Source organism: Haloferax sp. ATB1 (genome assembly GCF_000730175.1).
The window spans coordinates 1-18483 of sequence record NZ_JPES01000068.1; the positions used below are offsets into that span (position 1 = coordinate 1).

18 protein-coding genes and 4 pseudogenes are annotated in these 18483 nt (G+C 67.2%); 9 read left to right on the forward strand and 13 right to left on the reverse strand.

Going from position 1 to position 18483, the window contains the following annotated elements; all coding sequences use genetic code 11:
• Window positions 1-873: pseudogene (locus tag ATB1_RS10755) on the reverse strand (rhomboid family intramembrane serine protease); the annotation flags it as partial.
• A gap of 523 nt (window positions 874-1396) precedes the next feature.
• On the reverse strand, window positions 1397-1930 hold the full coding sequence (locus tag ATB1_RS10760) for an inorganic diphosphatase (protein ID WP_042663700.1): 534 nt from the start codon (window positions 1928-1930) through the stop codon (window positions 1397-1399).
• 336 nt (window positions 1931-2266) lie between these two features.
• Between ATB1_RS10760 and ATB1_RS10765 the strand changes: the two genes are divergently transcribed.
• Complete coding sequence (locus ATB1_RS10765) at window positions 2267-2626, forward strand: PadR family transcriptional regulator (protein WP_042663701.1); 360 nt, start codon at window positions 2267-2269, stop codon at window positions 2624-2626.
• Window positions 2627-2661: 35 nt separating this feature from the next.
• Here ATB1_RS10765 and ATB1_RS10770 read toward each other — a convergent pair whose 3' ends face one another.
• Window positions 2662-3222 carry a hypothetical protein gene (locus ATB1_RS10770; protein ID WP_042663703.1) on the reverse strand — a complete coding sequence of 187 codons (561 nt, stop codon included), beginning with the start codon at window positions 3220-3222 and terminating at the stop codon, window positions 2662-2664.
• Window positions 3215-3808 carry a ribonuclease HI gene (gene rnhA, locus ATB1_RS10775; protein WP_042663704.1) on the reverse strand — a complete coding sequence of 198 codons (594 nt, stop codon included), beginning with the start codon at window positions 3806-3808 and terminating at the stop codon, window positions 3215-3217. The genes ATB1_RS10770 and rnhA overlap by 8 nt, the downstream gene beginning before the upstream one ends.
• Window positions 3809-3926: 118 nt before the next feature.
• Here rnhA and ATB1_RS10780 point away from each other — a divergent pair, with 118 nt between their 5' ends.
• The 3 genes and pseudogenes from ATB1_RS10780 (at window position 3927) to ATB1_RS24375 (ending at window position 6465) form a co-directional block, all read left to right on the forward strand.
• Window positions 3927-4907 carry a transcription initiation factor IIB family protein gene (locus ATB1_RS10780; protein ID WP_042663705.1) on the forward strand — a complete coding sequence of 327 codons (981 nt, stop codon included), beginning with the start codon at window positions 3927-3929 and terminating at the stop codon, window positions 4905-4907.
• 85 nt (window positions 4908-4992) lie between these two features.
• Window positions 4993-6256: pseudogene (gene nreA / locus ATB1_RS10785) on the forward strand (DNA repair protein NreA).
• 35 nt (window positions 6257-6291) lie between these two features.
• Window positions 6292-6465 carry a hypothetical protein gene (locus tag ATB1_RS24375; RefSeq protein ID WP_004972794.1) on the forward strand — a complete coding sequence of 58 codons (174 nt, stop codon included), beginning with the start codon at window positions 6292-6294 and terminating at the stop codon, window positions 6463-6465.
• 33 nt (window positions 6466-6498) lie between these two features.
• Here ATB1_RS24375 and ATB1_RS10790 read toward each other — a convergent pair.
• From ATB1_RS10790 to ATB1_RS10805, 4 genes and pseudogenes are all read right to left on the reverse strand, one after another.
• Window positions 6499-6955 (reverse strand): annotated as a pseudogene (locus tag ATB1_RS10790) (DUF302 domain-containing protein).
• Window positions 6956-7029: 74 nt separating this feature from the next.
• Window positions 7030-7650, reverse strand: a complete 621-nt coding sequence (locus ATB1_RS10795) for a GrpB family protein (RefSeq protein ID WP_042663706.1) — start codon at window positions 7648-7650, stop codon at window positions 7030-7032.
• A complete protein-coding gene (locus tag ATB1_RS10800; RefSeq protein ID WP_042663707.1) occupies window positions 7647-8318 on the reverse strand; it encodes a type II CAAX prenyl endopeptidase Rce1 family protein in 672 nt (223 codons plus the stop codon). Before ATB1_RS10800 ends, ATB1_RS10795 begins: the two co-directional genes overlap by 4 nt.
• Before the next feature lie 2 nt (window positions 8319-8320).
• On the reverse strand, window positions 8321-8602 hold the full coding sequence (locus tag ATB1_RS10805) for a DUF5789 family protein (protein WP_004972783.1): 282 nt from the start codon (window positions 8600-8602) through the stop codon (window positions 8321-8323).
• A gap of 171 nt (window positions 8603-8773) precedes the next feature.
• On the opposite strand from ATB1_RS10805, the gene ATB1_RS10810 reads away from it, so the two are divergent.
• Window positions 8774-9748 carry a hypothetical protein gene (locus tag ATB1_RS10810; protein WP_042663709.1) on the forward strand — a complete coding sequence of 325 codons (975 nt, stop codon included), beginning with the start codon at window positions 8774-8776 and terminating at the stop codon, window positions 9746-9748.
• Window positions 9749-9789: 41 nt separating this feature from the next.
• Here ATB1_RS10810 and ATB1_RS10815 read toward each other — a convergent pair whose 3' ends face one another.
• From ATB1_RS10815 to ATB1_RS10825, 3 genes are read right to left on the reverse strand one after another with little or no spacing between them, the layout of a single operon-like run.
• Window positions 9790-10353, reverse strand: a complete 564-nt coding sequence (locus ATB1_RS10815; protein WP_042663710.1) for a Mut7-C RNAse domain-containing protein — start codon at window positions 10351-10353, stop codon at window positions 9790-9792.
• Window positions 10346-12097 carry a DNA polymerase/3'-5' exonuclease PolX gene (polX, locus tag ATB1_RS10820; protein ID WP_042663711.1) on the reverse strand — a complete coding sequence of 584 codons (1752 nt, stop codon included), beginning with the start codon at window positions 12095-12097 and terminating at the stop codon, window positions 10346-10348. The genes ATB1_RS10815 and polX overlap by 8 nt, the downstream gene beginning before the upstream one ends.
• A complete protein-coding gene (locus tag ATB1_RS10825) occupies window positions 12094-12534 on the reverse strand; it encodes a DUF5788 family protein (protein ID WP_042663718.1) in 441 nt (146 codons plus the stop codon). Before ATB1_RS10825 ends, polX begins: the two co-directional genes overlap by 4 nt.
• Before the next feature lie 144 nt (window positions 12535-12678).
• Between ATB1_RS10825 and ATB1_RS10830 the strand changes: the two genes are divergently transcribed.
• Together ATB1_RS10830 and ATB1_RS10835 are read left to right on the forward strand one after the other, a co-directional pair.
• Complete coding sequence (locus ATB1_RS10830; protein ID WP_042663712.1) at window positions 12679-13533, forward strand: hypothetical protein; 855 nt, start codon at window positions 12679-12681, stop codon at window positions 13531-13533.
• A gap of 207 nt (window positions 13534-13740) precedes the next feature.
• Window positions 13741-15090 (forward strand): alkaline phosphatase family protein, encoded by a 1350-nt coding sequence (locus ATB1_RS10835; RefSeq protein ID WP_042663713.1) that lies wholly within the window; start codon window positions 13741-13743, stop codon window positions 15088-15090.
• A gap of 58 nt (window positions 15091-15148) precedes the next feature.
• On the opposite strand, the gene ATB1_RS10840 is transcribed toward ATB1_RS10835, so the two are convergent.
• Together ATB1_RS10840 and ATB1_RS10845 are read right to left on the reverse strand one after the other, a co-directional pair.
• On the reverse strand, window positions 15149-16249 hold the full coding sequence (locus ATB1_RS10840) for a glutamate-cysteine ligase family protein (protein WP_042663715.1): 1101 nt from the start codon (window positions 16247-16249) through the stop codon (window positions 15149-15151).
• A 206-nt stretch (window positions 16250-16455) separates the two neighbouring features.
• Window positions 16456-17538, reverse strand: coding sequence for a tubulin/FtsZ family protein (locus tag ATB1_RS10845; protein ID WP_042663716.1), 1083 nt, complete (start codon window positions 17536-17538; stop codon window positions 16456-16458).
• A gap of 123 nt (window positions 17539-17661) precedes the next feature.
• Between ATB1_RS10845 and ATB1_RS10850 the strand changes: the two genes are divergently transcribed.
• Both ATB1_RS10850 and ATB1_RS10855 read left to right on the forward strand, forming a co-directional pair.
• The gene (locus ATB1_RS10850) at window positions 17662-18231 is read left to right on the forward strand and encodes a hypothetical protein (RefSeq protein ID WP_042663717.1); all 570 of its coding nucleotides are present in this window, start codon (window positions 17662-17664) and stop codon (window positions 18229-18231) included.
• Window positions 18228-18483: pseudogene (locus tag ATB1_RS10855) on the forward strand (hypothetical protein); the annotation flags it as partial. The gene ATB1_RS10850 and the pseudogene ATB1_RS10855, both read left to right, overlap by 4 nt.

Consider the following 18483-nt stretch of genomic DNA (forward strand, 5'->3'; position numbering starts at 1 on the left):
CCACCGGGGCCGCGCCCGCCGAGCGAGAGCTGCGAGGGGACCTTCCGTTGGCCCTTCACGCGCTGGCCGTAGGCGAGGCCGATGACGAGGCCGATGAGGTGCGCGAAGTGGGCGATGCCGCCACCGGCCCCCGGACTGAGGAAGAAGAACACCGAGATACCGGCGAACCCGAGCGTGAACAGCCAAAGCGGGACGGGAATGATGAAGTACAGATAGATGCGGAGCCCCGGGTTGAGGACCGTCAGGACGCCGAGGACGGCCATGATGGCCCCGCTCGCGCCGACAACTCCGGACGGGATACCCGGCGACAACACCAGCGACGAGCCGATCTGTGCGAGCCCGGCGAGCATCCCGCTGACGAGGAACAGCGCCGCGAACTTCCGCGACCCGACGTAGCGCTCCACCAGCGGGCCGAAGAAGAACAGCACGATGGAGTTGCCGACGATGTGGTAGAAGCCGCCGTGGGCGAATATCGAGGTGACCCACGTCCAGACGTAACTCGGGGTGGGACGTGGTGAGGTAGAAGGCGCTAATCGAGAGCGAGCGGAAGCCGAGGAACTGCTCCAAGACGAGCTGCGAGAAGAACGTGAGCCACATCAGCGCGAGGAACAGGTAGGAGACGTTCCCGCGGAAGTAGCCTAACACGCCGCCAGCGCCCGTGAGCGAGCTGAGCAGTCCCCCGCCGCGGCCGCCCTGATTGTTCACCGAATCGTCGAAGGAGCTATCGAAGACGCCGGCGGGGTCGTCCCAGTCGGAGAGCCCCGCGCAGTCGTGGTTCTCGGGGAGGCGGTGTTCGGAACAGAACGTCCCGCCACACCGCGAACAGCGGTACGGCAGACTCTCGTCTTTGCCGCACACGTCGCAGATAGGCATTACCAACGCCTTACAGCGGCGAGATAAAAAGGGGTTCCCTCATGAACGTGGTGTGTTGGCGCACCTCTTGATTAGGGGTCGAATCCGTACCGTCGCCGGTTCAGCTCCCCGAATTGTCCGTTTCAGGAGACGGAAGTGGTGCGTCGGCGGCGCGGCCAACGCCGTCGCTCTCGACGGTCGTCGCGCGAGAAATACGGGATTACGCGTCTTCGGAGGACGATTCCTCGGCGTCTTCGTCCGCCTCGTCGGCGGGCGTGAAGTTCGTGGGGACGACGGTCGGGTGCTGAAGCCCGAGGCGGGGTTGCTTGGCTGCCATACGTGTCTCAAGCTACCGGACAGAGGGACTAAAGATTACCCATGCGCATAATTTATCGGCGGGCGCGTCAGCGATAACTGTCGGGTATCTGTGGCGACGACGGCGGTCGGTCTCCCGTTCGGACGATTCTTCGGGGGAGTGCCGCCGCGGACGGGCGCGGCGGCTCGCGGTCGAAGGCGGCGCGGAAAAAACGCGCGGTAACGTCGCTTACGCGAAGTTCTCTTCGTAGAGGTCCATCGCGTGTTCGATGGCGTCCTTGGCGGCCTGCTTGTCCTCCCAGCCCAGCGTCTCGACTTCCTTGCCGGCTTCGAGGTTCTTGTAGGTCGCGAAGAACTCGTCGATCTCGTCGAGCGTCTGCTGGGGGATGTCTTCGAGGTCCTCGATGTGGTCGTAGCGGGGGTCCTCGATGGGGACGGCGATGACCTTGTCGTCCTGCTCGCCGTCGTCATCCATCTTCATGAGCGCGACCGGGCGGGCCTCGATGACGCAGCCGGGGAACGTCTGGTCCTCGACGAGGACGAGCACGTCGAAGGGGTCCTCGTCGTCGTAGTACGTCTGCGGCATGAAGCCGTAGTCCGACGGGTAGTGGACGTTGGAGTGGAGCACGCGGTCGAGGACGACGCCGGGGATGTCCTTGTCGTACTCGTACTTGTTGCGCTCGCCTTTGAGGCACTCGACGACTGCGTAGATTTCGTCCGGCGCGTCGGGGCCGGTCTCCATGTCTTCCCAGAGGTTCACCATACCGAACCCATCCTCGATGCGGGCAAAAGTCCTTTCGGGATTGGTCTCGTATCGCTGCTATCCGGGTCTCGTCGGCCACTTTGAACCCCTCTATATGTAGAGGTATTCCCCACGGAATCCCACGACGTTACCGCTATGCGTGTGAGATATTCTCCAGATATGCCCGCGCGGCTACTGCCCGCTGTCTCCCGTTCGTCGCCGCGGCCCGCCTCTGTGCAATACTCGGCACACGTGTCCGCTCCGCCCCAATTTCATCGTATAGTGGTCCTCGCATTCGACGGCGAAACCGACTGCTCGTTGACAAAGTTTAAATAGGACGGTGACATTTCCATATGCATGTCAGAGGCACAAACAATTGGCAACAAATCCGGTGCGGCTCGGGACCTCACCGCGTTCCAACAGAACATCCTCGTCATTCTCGCCGAGGAACCGATGTACGGCCTGGCTATCAAGCGTCACCTCGAATCGTACTACGACACCGAGGTCAACCACGGGCGTCTGTACCCCAACCTCGACGACCTCGTCGAGATGGGTCTGGTGGAAAAGAGCGAACTCGACAAGCGGACGAACCAGTACGAACTGACCGACGACGGCCTCCAGGCGGTCCTCAACCGCTTCGACTGGATGCTCTCGAAGTTCGTCACCGACGACGAGCGCGCCGAGATGGTCTCGGAGCTCGTCGAAGGCAAGCTGTAATCGGCTGAACACACCGCACGAACCGCGGGGTTCGCTCAGTTGTATTCGGGCACTTCGGCGTCTGCGGCGTCGAAGAGCAACTCGAGCGACTCCGGCAACAACGACCGCTGTTCAGCGGTCGGCCACGCGTTGCGTGGATAATATTCTTCGACGAACTCGCGCACCTCGGGAGCGCCGGCCGTCTCGATTCGCCGGACGTAGTGGTTCCCGAGGAAGTCCGCGAACGCCCGCGCGTTCGCCGCGTGGTCCGCGCCGTGTTCCTCGGCGACGGTCGCGACGCACGCCGCGTTGTGTTCTTCGACCGCGCTCCACTCGTGGTCCTCGCCGGTCCCCGACAGCGGCCGCTCGATTCCGCGGTCCACGTCGTCTATCTCCGTCGGGTCGACGATTCCGTCGTCGTCGACCCACTCGTCGGGGTGAAGCACCAACACGTCGTCTTCCTCGCGGTGTCGCGCGCGGAACTCGTACTCGCCGACGAGGTCGTCGCGGACGGACCGGTACGTCGCGGCCTCGTCGGGGTCCACGGCGTCGCGGGCCAGCCGCGTCAGCCGCTCGGCCTCCGCGAGCACGTCTTCGGGGAGTTCTGACTCAGGCATCGTCGAGGGCCTCGTTGGCTAGGGAGTCGGCGCGGTCGTTTATCTCTCGCGGTACGTGCTCCAGCGACCAGCGGTCGAACGCCGACAGCAGCTCTCGGGCCTTCACGCGGCGCTCTTTGAGACCGGGGTCGTTCGTGTTCCACTCGCCGCGGACCTGCTTGACGACCAGTTGGGAGTCACCGCGCACGTCGACCTCGTCGTAACCGTACTCCTCGGCGACCGACAGCGCCTCCACGAGCGCCTCGTACTCCGCGCGGTTGTTGGTCGTCTCGCCGATTCGCTTCGAGCCCTCGGCGACGATACCGTTGCTGGTCACGATAGCCCAACCGATGGCCGCAGGGCCGGGGTTCCCGCGGCTCGCGCCGTCGAAGTAGACGTGCGCGCGGCCGCCTTTCGGCTGGATGAGCGCGAGCAGATCCGTTGGCCGCGACCCCTGTACGACGACTTTCCCGTCGTAGGCGACGGCGCTGGCGTCACCGCGTTCGGCGCGCCACCGCTCGTGGTCGGTGTTTCCGGGCGAGACGGACACGCCCGCGGCTTCGAGTCGTCGTCGGGCTTCGTCGGGGTCGCACTCGACGGTCGGCATACCGTCACCTCACCGGTGATTCGGTAAAGGCGCTCCGTTCGTCGCTGAGAGCGCAGCGACACTCCGACGAACCCCGGCAAAGGTTGAAGTGCAAGGAAATAGACAATATATAAATGCGATGAAACGGCCTACCCGCCAGCGGGAGCGTGAGCACGACCGGACTCGATGGGGAGACGAGTCACAGGACGACGAGACATCCGAAGAGGAGTTGGACCTCGACGACCTCGACCCCGAGGAAGTCGTTCGGACCGGCGACGGCGAGTTGATTCACGAGGAGACCGGCATCATCATCGAAGAAGAGCGCATCGACCCCGGCCCGGAGTGGCGGGCGTTCAACCACTCAGAGCGGCAGTCGAAGTCGCGCGTGGGCGCGCCGACCACGCAGACGATGCACGACAAGGGGCTGACGACGACCATCGACTGGAAGGACAAAGACGCCTACGGCCGCTCTATCTCCTCGAAGAAGCGGTCGCAGATGCACCGCCTGCGCAAGTGGCAAGAGCGCATTCGGACGAAGGACGCCGGCGAGCGCAACCTCCAGTTCGCCCTCAGCGAAATCGACCGCATGGCGTCGGCGCTCGGCGTCCCGCGGTCGGTCCGGGAAGTCGCCTCGGTCATCTACCGCCGGGCGCTCAGCGAGGACCTGATTCGCGGCCGCTCCATCGAGGGCGTCGCCACCTCGGCGCTGTACGCCGCCTGCCGGAAGGAGGGCATTCCCCGTTCCCTCGAAGAGATTTCCGAGGTATCGCGCGTCGAGCGCAAGGAAATCGGGCGCACGTACCGCTACATCTCGCAGGAACTCGGCCTGGAGATGCGGCCGGTAGACCCGAAGAAGTACGTCCCGCGATTCTCGTCCGAACTCGACCTCTCGAAGGAGGTCCAGTCGAAGGCGAACGAGATTATCGAGACGACCGCGGAACAGGGGCTTCTCTCCGGGAAGTCGCCGACCGGCTTCGCCGCCGCCGCAATCTACGCCGCGTCGCTTCTCTGCAACGAGAAGAAGACCCAACGCGAGGTCGCGGAGGTCGCGCAGGTGACGGAAGTCACCATCCGGAACCGCTACCAAGAACAGATCGAAGCGATGGGCATTCACACCTGAGCCCCGCCCGCGCGAGTCGCATCTCTTTCTGACACCCGGACGCGTCGCCGAAGGTTCATACCCGCGGGCGACCCACGTCCGGTGAATGCGGCTCGACGAGTACATGGACATCGAGCGGGACGAGCGCGCCGAGCGGCGGCGACTCGCCGAGGAGAAGTCCTACGGCATCCTCGACCACCTCGAGACGTTCCAAGACCGGTTCGAGGAGACGGTGCAGGGAGACTCGCTGTACGGCGGCGTCTCCCCGTCTATCTTCGTCGGCCGGTCGAACTACCCGAACGTCTCGACGGGCATCCTCTCGCCGGTCGGCCACGACGAGGACGCGGCTTCGTTCGAGACGAGCGCCGCGTGGTACGACGAGGGCGTGAGCATCGACGACGTGTTCCAGCGGCGCACCTCGCTTCTGAACTCAAATCGCGGGACGAAGGTGACGAACGTCGCCGACTCGTGGGACGGCTTCCTCGGGACGCAACGCGAGGTCGCCATCGCCGACCGCCCCGTGACGGTCGAAATCGGCCTCGACGGGAAGCCATCTCTCGACCTCGACGCCAGCGCCGACGACGTGGCGACGCCCGTCGGCCCGCGGGCCCGCGCCCGCTCCGCCGACCTCGCGGAGAACCCGCACGTCCCCAAACTGGTGAAAAAGACGCTCGAAGACGACGACTGGAACGCCGAGGGCGCGATGACGTACCTCTACCGCCGCGGCTTCGACGTGTACGACATCAACACCATCCTCTCTGCGGGCGCGCTCGGCCAGACCGAACAGCGCCGACTCGTCCCGACGCGGTGGTCCATCACCGCCGTCGACGACACGCTCGGACAGTATCTCCGGGGACAGGTCAAACACGCCGACAGCATCGACGGCGTCGAAATCTACCGCAACGAGTTCATCGGCAACGCCTTCTGGGTCATCCTCGCGCCGGGTCGCTGGGAGTTCGAACTGATAGAGCTGAAAGCGCCGGGGAGCGTCTGGAACCCCGACCCCGAGGCGGGGATGTACCTCGCGGCCGACCGCGAGGGCTACGAGGGCCGGACCGGCTACGTGAACGAGACGGCCGGCGCGTACCACGCCTCCCGACTCGGCGTCCTCGAACACCTCCAAGAGCGCGGCCGACAGGCGAAGGCGCTCGTCATCAGGCACGTCTCCGACGACTACTGGGGACCCGTCGGCGTCTGGCAGATTCGTGAGTCAATCCGCCACGCTCTTCGAAGGCGAGACGGCCGACGCCGAGACGTTCGGAGACGCCGTCCGCGACGTGACGGAGTACCTCCCCATCTCGCTCGGGGACCTCCGGCGGAAGTCCACGATGGCCGCGGGCCTCCAGACCGACATCTTCGACTTCGCCTGAGCAACTATTTTGACAGTCGGATAATACGTTCCCGCATGGTCCCGTTACAGGTTCCCGGCGGTCCCGAACTGCTCATCATCATCCTCATCTACGGCATCTTCGCGCTCCTCCCCGTGGTCGCGGCGCTCGTCGCGCTCTACCTGCTGTACAAGATTCGCGGCGACGTCAAGCGCATCGCGGACGCGGTGGACGCGCGAGACGGGTTGTAAGTCGAGACGGCTGCGTCCGCTCGGTGGCCTCGATTATGCCTCGGCCGCGTCGAGGTTGGCGAGCGCCTGTTCGACGAGTTCGCCCGTGTCGGCGATGATGTCGGCCATCTCGTCGTTGTCGGGCGCGATGCCGATGAGTCGGGCGACGCGCATGATGCTCAGGTGGTAGACCGACCTGCTTGCCCGGTTCTTCCTCCCAGATGACCACGTTGCACGGGAAGAGCCCGCCCATCTTCTTGTCGGTGGCGTCGAGCGCGCGGTCCGCCATGTTCGGGTTACACGCGCCGAGGACGTAGTAGGGGTCGCGGCCGGCGTCGACCTTCTCGTTGAGCATCTCGGAGGGCGAAAATTCGGTGGCGACACCGAACCCGGCGTCGGTGAACGCCTCGCGGACGCGCTCGATTGCCGCCTCGTGTTCCATCTCGAGGACGACGCGTTCCTCGCCGATGTCTTCCGGTTTGATGGCGCTGGGGTCGATTGGGAGTGCCATGACCCACCTATGACTCCCCGGCGGGGAAAAGCTATGGTAGTGTGCTTGGCCTACACGAGCGAGTCGTCGCCTTCTCACGACCCGGCGTCGTCGAGCACGGATTCGACGAACGACGCCTTGGCGTTCGTGTACTGACTCCGCTCGTCCGGGTGCGCCGTGGCGAGCCTGCGCTTGCGTCGCTCGTACTCGGCCGCGAGGTCGTCGTCCGCGCGGAGGGCGTCGCGGAAGGCGACCTGCTCGCGGTGGCAGTCGCTCCCGACTTCGGTCAGAGAGAGGTAGTGGGTTCGGCGTTCGGGCGGGCCGCGGACGAAAAACCGGCGGTCTGGAACGCCGTCGTCGGGGCGCTCCTCGTAGCCCGTGGCTTCGAGCGCCCGCGCGACGCCGCCGGCGTCGTCGAGGTCGGAGACGAGGACGAGCAGGTCGACGATGGGTTTCGCGGCCAGTCCCGGAACCGCGGTGCTCCCGACGTGTTCGAACCGGACGCCGTCGGCGTCACCACCACTACTGCCGGCGTCGCCACCACTGTCGGCGTCGTCGCTGCCGAGTCGCGGCCGCAGACGCTCGACCTCGCGCTCGTACGCCTCGCGCCAGCGCGGGTCGTGCGTGACGAGTTCGACGGTGCCGCGGGCGAGGCCGAGCGACGGATATGGCTCACAGTCTTTCTCCCCCTCGACCGCGTCGCTATCATCGCTCATAGCGGAATCGGGAGCCACTGGAGCGCCGCGGCGACCCGCTCGGGCGGGAACAGCGGCGGGTGGAGCACAAGCCAGTCCAAGAGGATGAGCCCGCCGCCGTGGGCGACGATGGAGGGGAGAATCGAGTCGCTCTCGTAATCGACGAGGCCGAACAGCACGTCCGTCGGGGCCGACAGGAGAATCTCTATCGGGGGTTTGCCGACGTGGTGAAACGCGTAGAGAACCGGACTGATGAGGGCGCTCTTCCGACCGATTTCGCGGACGCCGACGCAGAGCAGGCCGCGGTAGTACGTCTCGGCCGCGACGACGACGAGCAACTGCTGAGCGGCGTGCGGGAGGAAGTCGGCGAGCGCGGTCGAGGTGTGCCACATCGGGTAGTACGTCCGAATCGACGGCAGGCTCGACCCGACGAGGTAGAAGGGGAGAACGAACAGCGCGAGGAGAACTGTGTTGCGGAGCGCCGCCCGGTCGACGTTCCAGCCGAGGTTGCGACCGTGGGCGAGCGCGAGCGCTCCGGGTACGAGGATGAACAGGAGGGCGTCGTGGACCGCGCGGTAGGTGAGGTTGCCGGCGGGAAGCGGCCAGAGACTCCACGCGGCCCCGACGACGCCCCCGACGATGAGGGCGCGGTAGAGCCACGGGAGGCGGGCGAGCCGGCGGCGCAACACCGTTATTCCGTCTGGACCGGGTCGCGGCCGACGATGTCGAGCACGTCGTCGACGAAGGTCTGTCGCGTCTCGAAGTAGGTCTCGTCGGCCTCGGCGAGCACGTCTTCGAGGCTCTGGGGACCGTCGGGCGTGCGGATGACCGCGTCGCCTTCTTTGTTCAGGATGCTGCTCTTTTCTTGCGGCCACGTCAGTCGGGAGGCGACGCGCGCGAGGGGCGCACCTTCGACGGACGCGCCCGTACCGAGTTCGACGGCGGGTGCCTCGTCTGCTTCCTCGTCAGCCATGCGCGAGGGTTAGCCACCGCGCATGATAATCCCTTCGAGATTCGCATGCGACGATGACGGGCCGGCGACGCGTCCGGCGAGTGGTATGGAGATATCGACAGCCCGCGACGTGTCGAGAAACAGATAATCGTCTGACGCATCGTTTTAGGGGCTGCTTTCGTAGTCGGGGCCATGACCAGTCTTTCGGAGGCGTACCACGGCGGCCGGGGCGGGCCGAGTCTCCGACGGCTGTCCCTGGGCTTCGGGGGGTTCCTCCTCGGCGTGTTGCTCGTCGTCGCGGGCATCGTCGTCGCGACGACCGACGTGTACACGTCCGGCGGGGCGACCCTCGGCGAAGCGCGCGAACTCGGGGGCATCCTCGGAGGCATCGGCGTCCCCGCCGTCTTCCTCGGCGTCCTCGCGGTCCTCCCCGCGAGCCGTCGAACCCGCGCCGCGTCGCTCATCGGAGCGAGCATCGCCGTTCTCGGTGTTGCGCTCTTCTCGCACGCCTACCCGTGTCAGTGGACCGGCGCGACCTGCGGGGCCGGCCTTCCCGACCTCACCCTCGAAACCGTCGGCGTCTACTTCTTCGGCACGGTCACGACGTTCTGGTGTCTGTTCGTCGGCGTCGCCAACTTCAAGACGCGGAACGACCCCGGCGGCACGGCCACGGTTCAGGTGACGAAGAAGGGCGAGACCCGCGTCGTCGAAGTCGAGAAATCCGGCGGCGGCCTCGGCGGAATCGGTTTCCTCGGCGGCACGCCCGACGGCGACGTGCAGACGCAGACGAACCAGTCGCCCGCTGGAGCCGACCCGAACGCCGGCGCGACCGACGGCGGCGCGTCGACGCAGGACATCACCCCGCTCGACGTCGAACCCTCGACCTCGCCGGACGGGTCGAACGCCCCCGATTCCTCGGCGGCGAGCCAGTCCGGCGTCGACACCGTCCAGTCGGCGGAATCCGAGCGCTCACCGGCAGGCGCGGCCGACCACCCCGCCGCCGACCGCCCGGCGAACGCCACGGTCGGCGACCGCTACTGCGGCAACTGCACGTACTTCGAGTACGTCCGCACCTCCGACGGACTCAAGCCCTACTGCGCGGCCCACGACGAGATGATGCAGGACATGGAAGCCTGCGACGAGTGGTTCCCGCGCCGCCGCGAGTAGTCCCGCCAGCGAACCGGCAACCGCCGGCATACCGCCGACCGTCACTGTTCTCCGCCGTTCAATCTCGCTTCCACGTCGCGCCAGTGGCTCCCGCGCCAGAACACCTGCCCGCAGTCGCGGCACCGCCACAGCGCCGTCTCCCCCGGGCCGGGCGCGTAGTCGGGAACTGGCTCGTCGCGGCCGACCGCCTCAACGCAGCCGTTACAGGCGCCACAGCGCGACGGTTCCTCGTCCAGTGAGACCGCGAAGCCGACTGATTCGAGTTCGCGGAGCTGCGCGATTGGCTCCCGCTCGGCGAGGAGGACGCTCCGCGAGGCTCGCTCGGCCAGTCGCACGTCTCGGGTGAGAAGAACACGCCTCTCGGCGTCCGCCCGCGCGAGCAGGCTGTCGTCGCCGGGGTCGGTTCGGGGGTCGCGGTTACCTTCAGAATCACCCGCCTCGTCCTCGCTGTCGAGCGCGTATTCGGCGTCGTAGCCGCACATCCGCAGGTACGTGGCGAGTTTGCCGAGCATCACGTCTAGGAGGAGCGCCGTGTCGTCGGGAGCGGCGCGGTCGACGCCCGAGGCGACCGTGCCGGGGTGGTCGGCCCCAACGTCGTCAGTCACGGAGGAAGTCGGACAGTTCCTCGACCGACCGCGCGTTCAGCACGTCCGCGGTTTCGACCCAGCCGCGGCGGGCCGTGTGGACCCCGTAGCGGGCGTGGTCGAGTTCACTCGGTCGGTGGGCGTCGGTGTCGATGACGACCGTCGCGCCCGCCTCGACGGCGATTTTGAGCGCCTCGCCGTTCAGGTCGAGGCGGTACGGGCTGGCGTTGAGTTCGAGTGCGACCCCGTTGTCGACGGCGGCCTCGGCGAGTCGCTCGTAGTCGAGGGGGAGGCCGGGCCGCTGGTTGATGAGTCGGCCGGTCGGGTGACCGAGGATGTTCACCGCGGGGTGTTCCATCGCGGTGACGAGTCGCTCGGTGGCCGTCTCGCGGTCCTGGTCGAGCGCGCTGTGGGGCGAGGCGACGACCACGTCGAGTTGGTCGAGCACGTCGTCGGCGACGGAGATGCCGCCCTCGGCGTCGATGTTGGCCTCGACGCCGGTGAACACCGCGATGTCGGCGTCGTCGGCGACGGCGCGGACCTCGTCAATCTGGTCGAGCAGGTCGTCGTCCTCGACGCCGACGCCGCCGACCATGCCGGGGCCGGTGGCGTGGTCGGTGACGGCGTGGTAGTCGTAGCCGCGCTCCGCGGCGGCCGCGACCATCTCGGCGATAGTGTTGTCGCCGTCGGACCAGTCGGTGTGGGTGTGGAGGTCGCCCCGGAGGTCGCCCTCCGCGAGGAGGTCCGGCAGGTCGCCGTCGGCGGCGCGCTCGATTTCGCCGGTGTCCTCGCGCATCTCCGGCGGGACGAGCGGGAGGTCGAGCGCGGCGTACATCGACTCCTCGGTGTCGCCGGCGACGCGGGTTCCGGCCCGCGGGCCGTCGTCGGGGTCGTCCACGTCCGAGATGTCGAACATCCCGTACTCGTTCATCTTGAGGCCGCGGTCGATGGCGATGTTGCGGAGGTGGACGTTGTGGTCCTTGCTCCCGGTGAAGTACTGGAGCGCCGCGCCGTACTCCGCGGGGGCGACGACGCGGAGGTCGACCCGCATCCCGTTCACCCGGACGCTCGCCTTCTGCTCGCCCGCCTCGATGGTGTCGCCGACGAGGTCCCACGCGAGGAAGCGGTCGATGACCGCCTCGGCGTCGGCGCTCTCGGCGAGCACGTCGATGTCGCCGACCGTCTCGCGCCACCGCCGCATCGACCCCGCGGGTTCGACCCGCCCGACGGCGTCGTGGTCGCCGAGGTACGCGAGCAGGTCGTCGGCGACGGGTCGCGCCTTTCCGAGCAGTTCGCGGCCGGTCGCCTCGCGGGCGAACTCGATGCCGTCGAGGATGTTCGCCTCCGTCTTCGCGCCGAACCCCTTGACCTCCTGTATCTTCCCGTCGCGGGCGGCCGCTTCGAGGTCGTCGAGGTCGGCGACGCCGAGCGCCTCGTACAGTTTGCCAACCGTCTTCGGGCCGACGCCCTCGACGCTCGTCAGGCCGGCCATGTCAACCGGCAACTCCTCGCGGAGTTCCGCCAACTCCTCGATGCGGCCGGTCTCGACGTACTCGACGATTTTCGAGGCGATGGCGTCGCCGACGCGGTCGATTTCTTGGACCGCGTCTTCGCCCTCCGTGGCGAGTTCCTCGACGGGTTTCGGGTGCTCGCGGACGTTCTCGGCGGCGCGGCGGTAGCTCGACGGCTTGTAGGCCACGTCTTTCGCCTCCAGCAGGTCGGCGAACTCCTCCAGCAGGCTCGCTATCTCGTCGTTTCGGCTCATCGGCCCCCTCGCTTGCTCTTGCCGCCGTCGCGGCCCAGCGCCTTCTTCAGGAAGTTCATCCAGCGCTTCTGGTCCGCGGCGTTCTGGCGGTGCTCTTCCTGTTCGAGGTCGACCGGCCGAAGCTGTTCGAGGGCGTTCAGCGCCCGGTCGATGCCGACGATGTCCTCGGCCAGTCGCCGCCCCTCGTCGTAGCTCACCTCGTTGTCCTCGATTCGCTGGAGCCGTTCGAGGCGCTCGCGGCGGAGGTTCCGCTTCGCCTGGTCGACGCGCTCGCGCTCCCCTGACGGGATGGTGTCGCGGCGCTTTATCTCGAAGACGAACTCCCTGAGGTCTATCTCCTCGCCTTGGACCTCGATGCGGTCGGGAATCTGCGTGCCGACGGTCGCACCCTCCCGATTGACGCGCTCCAAGAGCTGTTTACGCTCGAACTCCTTCACGCCCGTTCGTTGTCCCGCGCGGCACTTCGCTCCTTCGCCCGGACCGGCTCGACTCTCTCGACCCACTGAGCGTCCTGCCGAGAAACAGGTCCGAAACCCTCGAATAACGGTTATTCTCTCAGCCGTCGTACTCTCTTCTGAACCATGTCAATTGACACCAATACACATAGTAGTGCCGACGCTCCGGACGCTGCCGGCGACTCGCCGGCCGCGTTCGGTCAGGCCCGGCTGTACGCCTTTTACCTGCTCGCGGTCGTGACGCTCGGGATGGCGGCGGTCTTCGTCAGCGAACTGCTTTCGTTCGCCATCGTCGGCTGGGGCGCGGGCGGCGACGTGCTCGCCGAGCACCGCCTGCACCTGATGGTCATCGCGGCGAACGTCTGGATAATCATCCTCGGCGTCGCGAGCCAACTGTACCGCCCGCTGAAGCGCGTCGCGCTCATGCAGGTCGCCTTCGCGGTGACGACGCTCGTGCTCGTCGGCACTATCGTCGGCGGCGGGCCGGTCGAGGAGGTCGTCCCCTTCTTCGTGCTCACCGGCCTGATGGTCCTGTTCCACCCCGCGGGCCGCGACATCGTCTCGGTCGGCGACGACTACAGCCCGGCGCTCCTCGGCCTCGTCGCGGTCGCGGCGCTCCCGGTGCTCGCGTTCGCAGTCAACCAGTTCGGGCTGCAGGCGACCGGCGATATTCACGCCGTCGCCGGCCACTACATGGAGATGACGGTGATGGCAATCGGGCTGTTACTGCTCGGTCTCGTCGCGGCCGCAGGCGCACCCGGACACCGCTTCGTCGCCTGGCTGACTGGCGGCCTCGCCATCTACTTCGGCGCGGTCTCGCTCGTGTTCCCGACGCAGGTGTCCAGCGTGGGGCTGATGTGGGCGATCGCGCTCGTCGTGTGGGGGCTCGCGTTCGTCGTCGCGAGCGAGCTTCGGGTCAGCGGTCGGACCGCTGTCGCCCAGGAGCGCCCGTTCTCGATGCCCGGGCAGCCGCGGGCCTAGGCTTTCCGCGAACGGTCCCGCACGCGCACCGCCGACCGGGCGAGACAGCATGGCTCGCGTCTGACACGTTCTCGTCGGCGTCACTGGCCGCTCCCGCCCGGAGAGATTCGCCGCTTTCTCCGACAGCGGCCCCGTATCCGTCGTCTCTCGTCGCAAACTCCGGCGGAGAGACGAACCTTCTTATGGTTCTCTTGGATACCGTGAGGTATGGGTTTGTTCGACCGACTCCGCGGCAAAGACCACCCCCGCGTCGCCTTCATCGGCATCGACGGGGTCCCGTTCACTCTCCTCTCTGAGCATCCCGACGAGTTCCCCAACTTCGCGGCGCTGGCCGACGCGGGCTCGGCGGGCGACATCGACAGCATCGTCCCGCCCGAGTCCTCGGCGTGTTGGCCGGCGCTCACGACCGGCGTCAACCCCGGCGAGACCGGCGTCTACGGCTTCCAGGACCGTGAGGTCGGCTCTTACGATACCTACGTCCCGATGGGTCGGGACGTGCAGGCCACCCGCGTCTGGGACCGCGTCACCGACGCCGGCCGCAAGGCCACCGTGATGAACGTCCCCGTGACGTTCCCGCCTCAGCGCAACGTCCAGCGCATGGTCTCCGGTTTCCTCTCGCCCGGCGTCGACAAGGCCGCCTACCCCGACGACTTCCGCGACGCGCTCTCCGAGATGAACTACAAAATCGACGTGAACGCGAAACTCGGTCACGACGACGACAAGACCGCGTTCATGGAGGACGCCCGCAAGACGCTCGACCGGCGCTACGAGGCGTTCGAGCGCTACATCGACCAGGACGACTGGGACCTCTTTTTCGGCGTCTTCATGACGACCGACCGCGTCAACCACTTCCTGTTCAAGGACTACGAGCGCGACGGGAAGAACAAGGACGCCTTCATGGAGTTCTACCGCACCGTGGACGACTACCTCGGCCGCATCCGCGACGCCCTCCCCGAGGACGTGACGCTCATCGTCGCGTCCGACCACGGCTTCACCTCGCTCGACTACGAGGTCCACTGCAACACGTGGCTCGAGGAGAACGGCTGGCTCTCCTACGAGGACGACGACCACGACTCGCTTTCGGACATCGACGAGGACTCGAAGGCGTACTCGCTCATCCCCGGCCGGTTCTTCATCAACCTCGAAGGGCGCGAGCCCCGCGGGTCGGTCCCGCAGTCGGAGTACGAGGCGGTCCGCGACGAACTCAAGGCCGAACTCGAAGCGCTCGAAGGCCCCGACGGCAACAAGGTCGCAGACCGCGTCGTCGTCAAGGAAGACGCCTTCCGCGGCGACCACGACGACATCGCCCCCGACCTCGTCGTCATCCCGAACCACGGCTTCGACCTGAAGTCCGGGTTCAAGGGCCACGACGACGTGTTCGGCGTCGGCCCCCGCAACGGCATGCACTCGTTCGACAACGCGACGCTCTACGTCGACGACCCGGGTGCGGTCATCGAGGACGCCGACCTCTACGACATCGCGCCGACCATCCTCGACCTCATGGACATCGAGTACAGCCGCACCGAACTCGACGGCGCGAGCCTCATCCAGCAGTAAGCGACCGCTTCGGTTTTCGGATTCCGTTTTTTCGCAGTCGCTCGCGGCGGTTCGCGGTTTACTGCCGGACCGCGCTCCGCACGTCTCGTTCCAGTCGGTCCGCGTGGGCCAGTCGCATCTCCCGCGCTTCCGCGGCCGTGACCGTCTCGCGGCCGTCGATCTCGTGTGACACCGGGCTGTAGGCGTCCACGTCGAAGCCCATCCGGTCGAGGTACGACCGCACCGCCTCGGAGTCGAGTCCGTCTTCGATGGCGGCGTTGACGTAGCCGAGCACCGCGTCGAACTCGGGGAGGACGACCTGGTCGTCCGTCACGCGCCCCGTGTCACCCTCGATTCTGAGTTCCGCGTCGTCGAGGCGGTTCACCACGTCCGCGACGCTGTTCGCCAGCCTGAGCACGTCGCTCGGGAGGCCGCAGTCGGGCGAGCGCCACTCGACCGTGCCGAACTCGGCTCTGAGTTGTACCGGCGTCCAGATTGCACTCTCGGGGCTGAAGTTCGCCTCGATGGTCGCCCGGTCGATGCCCTCCTCCTCGGCGCGCACGAGGAACTCCTCGAACCGGCGTTCGAGGCGGCGCGACCACTCCCGCGTGTCGTCGGCGTAGCGCCACAGCCGACCCTGGTGCGGCACGTCGTCGTAGGTCATCCGGCGGTACAGTTTCGACCGCGCGCCCGCCGCCAACCGCTTCCCGTCGTAGTACGGCGAGGAGTTCACCAGCGCCAACGCGGGGTCCAGCGCCACGAGCGCGTTGTACTGGTCGATTTCGCGGCCGGGGCGCTGTTCGACGTGGACGTGGGTCCCCACGCAGTGCCGCGCGTACTGGAAATCCGACCCGACGACGCGGTTCTGGATGCGGGTCCGGTCGCTTCGGCGCTCCGTCACCGCCTCGGTACTCACCGGCGTGGCGAGCGGGACGAGTCGCTTTCCGACTTCCTCGGCCCGCGAGAGGACGTCGCCGAGTCGCTCGTACAGTTCGGCGCGCAACTCGGCCGCCGAGTCACACGGCGACGTCTTCACCTCCAACACCGGCTCGACGAACTCCCGTTCAGCCCCCGGCGAGGCGTCGAGCAGGTCGCCCGGGTCGCTGAACGACCCATCGTCCTCGACGACCCAGTACTCGACTTCGATACTTCGCCGGAGCGGGTCAGTCGATTCAGACATGATGACTCTGGTGGCGTGCCGAGTCGAGTCTCACACGTATCGTTTCGTCCCACCCACACCCAATCATTGTTAACACACAGCACGGATTGGCGGCATGACGGAAAAATCATTCGCAGATCACCGAGAAGACTGCCATTCGGTGGACGAACGTCTTGAAAACGTGAGATTATGTGGCCGTTAGTCGCGTCAGTGGCGGCCGAGCGCTATCACAGCAGGTCGTCGAGGTCGTCGTTGTGCCACATCTCTTTGGGGTCCTCTCGCGTCTCGGTCTTCGCCTGGTCGATAGCCTCGCGGGCGCGTTCCATGAACGACTCGACCCGCTCGGAGCGCTCGACGCCGCCGAGGAGGACGAGCGACGCGAGACGGCCGCTCTCTAGCGGGAAGTCGCCGCCGCGGACCTGCAGACTGCCGGTCTCCTCTTCGACCCAGCGGCGCGCTCGCTCGACGCCCTTCCGCGGGATGGTGTCGGGTTCGCCGGCGACGATGACGAGCGCGGAGTCCGCGTCGCTCGCGTCCGGCAGGCTCGTTCCCGTCAGAACGGCGCGGCGGGTCGTGCTCATGACGGTGTTGATGTTGTCTTCGGCGTCGGGAGAGGCCTCGGCGCTCGCGTAGCCGAGCGCGGCGATGCCCCCGGAACGGAGGGTGTTGATGACCTCGGAGGTGTCGACGACGCTCTCGCCGACGCCCTCGGTCGCCTCGCCGGCCGCCAACAGCAGACCGACGCGTCGGGCGATGGCCTCGTTGATGGCGTCGTAGCCCTCGCTCATCGACTCGCCGGACGAGCGGAAGGCGTCGTTGTCGACGAGGAGGACGGCGTCAGACTCGCGGGCGATGGTCTTGAGCGAGCGGCCGGCGTTCACCTGATACATCGCTCCCTCGTCTTGTCCGGGCAGGATTCCGAGGACGTACACCGGCACGTCGTAGACGCGGCGAAGCGCCTTCGCGAGGACGGGCGCGCCGCCGGAACCCGAGCCGCCGCCGAGCCCGGCGACGACGAAAATCGATTCCGCTTCGGCCGTGACGCGGCCGTCGAGGGCGGACATGACCTCGGTCTGGTCCGCCTCCATGACCTCGGCACCGAGCTCGTTGTCGCCGCCGACGCCGTGACCGTTGACGCGGTCTTGGCCGATGAGCACGGTCTCGACCGGAAGCGGCTGGAGGTCCGCTTTCGCGGTGTTGACCGCGACGGCGTCGAGCACCGCGCCGAACCCCATCTGTCGGTCGAACGACTGGAGAGCGGTGGTGAGCTTCCCACCCGCTTGCCCCACACCAATCAGGACGGTTTTCATACCACAATCCACTCCGTCGCTCGTCTTGAACGTTCCCCACGGGCGAACTGTTCGACTGCTCGGGTCGTGGTCGGCTCCGACCGCGCCGGAGCTTTATAACAGATGACGGGACCAGGCCGCCCCATGACGACCGACCCAGTTCACCTCGGTGGCTCCGCCGACGCTGACGCCGACACCAGAGCGCCCGCTGTCCGCGGACCGGCCGCGGTGGACCACACCGCCGACCGCACTGCCGACCTCGCCGCGCGGCTCGACGCGGTCGAGCGAACCATCACCGACGGCGACGCCGACTTCTCGTCGCTGGAAGACCTCGCGGCCGTCGAGCGTCGGGTCTCCGAACTCGAATCGGCGGTCGAGTCGCTCACCGAGCGCCTCGACGAGATGGACGCCGCGACGCAGGCGATGCGCGGCTACCTCGGCGGCGTCCGCGCGGTCAACGAGGACGTCGAGCGCCGGGCGAACGCCGCGCTCGCCAAGGCCGAATCGCTCGAAGCGGAACTCGTCGACGAGACGGCGTCTCCCACACCCTCTCGGTCGGCCAACGCGCTCGCCGCGGAGGCGGCGTCCCACGCCGAACGACCCACCGAGGGGCGCGGCGGTACTCCTAGGCGCGAATCCGACATTCACGCCGCCGACTCTCGCGACGACTCCGCAGACCGCGGACTGGCCGCCCGTCTCCGCGACGCGCTGTGATTCGCGTCGTTCTGACGTGTCTCCTCGCGGTCGCCATCGCCGGCGTCGTCTTCCCGGCGGCCGACGCCGCGAGAGCGGACGCGACCACCGTGAAAGTCGGCTCGATGGCCGACGACATCGCGCACGCCGCACGGCGCTCGCGGCCGCGGAAGACCCGACACCCACCGGTGTGGCGGGTGCGCGCCGTCACGTCGTCCTCGACGTTCCCGCCGGTTCGTGGCGGGCCGCCGGCGTCTCCGAACTCGCGGTTCG